Genomic DNA, 1,446 nt, shown 5'->3' with positions numbered 1-1,446 from the left:
TAGTTTTTCACCTCTCCCCACTTGCTCTGCACGTATATGCCCACGCCGAATATCGAGCCGGCGTACACAAGCGTTTGACTAACGTACCAAAGTACGCTATCTTTTAAGTCGCCGCCATTCAAGAAGAAGCTCAAGAAAGCCATTGCTACACCACTTGTTAGCAAGGCTATCGCCGAGCCGTATTGTATCCATTCTTTAGTATTTCTTTGCATCTTTCTTTTTGTCTTTGTAATTAAAAAACAGCCATCCGAAAGCCCGCACGGCATAATAGTAGCCCACAGTCCAAAGCACGTACCGAGCCTTATCGGATTTGGCCAGCATGCCCTCGAGCAGCTTTCTGTCGGCTCTCATCCTGTCCATGTCATCGCCCCCTAAGTCATACAAGGCATCGTGCAGCTCACAGCACGCTTGGTATTTCCGCCACAGTGGAGGCTTGATGCCAAACACGCCACAGCCATTCACGCCAGCACGCCACAGCATTCCTTTTAATCTCATAGTGCCAATTTTTCAGGATACCCCACCGTATAGTCGTAGGCTTCCACCTCTTCCACCGTCTGCAATGCTTTCACGGCTATTTTGTGTCGCTCGGTAACGATAAAGCACGCATCTGCATAACGCTGCACCAAATCAAGTACTCTGCGTGCTTGCTCAACAGGCAGCTGCATCTCATTGTCTCCTACCATAAACGTGACGTTGGTCTCTCCAAGATTTTTTGCAGCCGTAATGCTCGTATCATAGCCGTCACGTACAGTACGCGTGAGCCATGTCTTTATACCGTTAAAGGTAAGGCTGTTCACCGCATCGCTGTCAGAGTAAGCAGCAATCTCGGCTATCTTCGCAGCCTTGGCCATGTCGATGTCGGAGGGCGTTTCGACGGGCGTTTCCTCGTCAGGCTTTCCACCCTCTATTTCCCTTTGTGCCTTTTCCATCGCATCGGCTTCTTCCACGCTCACTTCCTTGTAAGCGTCTGTGGCATCACCCACAGCAAGCCACACCACCGTGCCGCACACGAAATTATCTTTTACTATCTTCTTTCCTGCATCTGCTTCAAGCACCGTACAGCCGTTAATTTCTTCCTTTTTCATATTCTATTATTTTGTTATCGTCCAACCTTTCTTTGCTGCTGCCGCTCTTTCCGTGTCCGTCAGCCTGTCATAAACATTTGCGCTCAGTCTCACCGTGCAAGGTTGCAAACCCTTTGCCGTGCGGTCGTCAGCACCCTCGCCAAACGTCCAGCGAAGTGAGGCAAGTCCTTTTGGCGTGCTGCCCCAGCTCTGTATGCTCAAATTAATCGAGGTTAGCTTGTCGAACGTGAGAGGTAGCCACAGCTCGGATAATATGTTGCAACCCTCGAATACCCTTTCAAAATTCGTTACGTTGCGGAATGTAGACTTTCTGAAGTCAAGAGATTGCAGAGAGCCACAATTACCGAACATGTAAAAACCA

Annotated in this window: 4 protein-coding genes; all 4 read right to left on the bottom strand. The window is 49.3% G+C overall.

The genetic code is table 11. The annotated features are described in order from the left end of the window. A partial coding sequence (locus HMPREF0645_RS12820) for a hypothetical protein (RefSeq protein ID WP_007175488.1) occupies positions 1 to 212 on the bottom strand: 212 nt, incomplete at its 3' end. Continuing rightward, a complete protein-coding gene (locus HMPREF0645_RS12815) occupies positions 196 to 495 on the bottom strand; it encodes a hypothetical protein (RefSeq protein ID WP_007175487.1) in 300 nt (99 codons plus the stop codon). The genes HMPREF0645_RS12815 and HMPREF0645_RS12820, both read right to left, overlap by 17 nt. After that, positions 492 to 1,085, bottom strand: a complete 594-nt coding sequence (locus tag HMPREF0645_RS13055) for a DUF4376 domain-containing protein (RefSeq protein ID WP_007175486.1) — start codon at positions 1,083 to 1,085, stop codon at positions 492 to 494. Before HMPREF0645_RS13055 ends, HMPREF0645_RS12815 begins: the two co-directional genes overlap by 4 nt. Positions 1,086 to 1,091: 6 nt before the next feature. Continuing rightward, positions 1,092 to 1,446, bottom strand: a 355-nt coding sequence (locus HMPREF0645_RS13915; RefSeq protein ID WP_007175485.1) for a hypothetical protein, incomplete at its 5' end; no start/stop codon positions are given.

This window comes from Hallella bergensis DSM 17361 (genome assembly GCF_000160535.1).
GTDB lineage: Bacteria > Bacteroidota > Bacteroidia > Bacteroidales > Bacteroidaceae > Prevotella > Prevotella bergensis.
The sequence above is the reverse complement of the archived record's forward strand: the minus strand, read 5'-3'. Positions and strand labels throughout refer to the sequence as shown.